The organism is Mesorhizobium sp. WSM4844 (assembly GCF_055811775.1).
Genome location: NZ_JBVVQB010000221.1, coordinates 1 through 272 on the forward strand (window position 1 = coordinate 1; position 272 = coordinate 272).

Annotated in this window: 1 protein-coding gene; it reads left to right on the forward strand. The window is 68.0% G+C overall.

The window, feature by feature from the left end; all coding sequences use genetic code 11:
* On the forward strand, window positions 1-272 hold a 272-nt coding region (locus AC0L2A_RS36520; RefSeq protein WP_473613034.1), incomplete at both ends, for a phosphopantetheine-binding protein.

The following is a 272-nucleotide window of genomic DNA, read 5'->3' on the forward strand; positions in this document are numbered from 1 at the left end:
CGGCGCCGCAAGGCGAGGTCGAGACGGCGCTGGCCGAGATCTGGGCCGAGCTCCTCGGTGTCGAGCGGGTCGGACGCCACGACAACTTCTTCGAACTCGGCGGACACTCGCTCCTGGCGGTGCAGCTGATGAGCCGGTTGCCGCAGGCCGTCGGTGTCGAGCTGCCGCTGGCCACGCTGTTCGCCAGGCCGGTGTTTTGCGATCTGGCGGAAAGCATCGTCGACCAGTTGAACCGCTGCGGTCCGCAAGACCTGCCGGCGATTGTTGCCGTG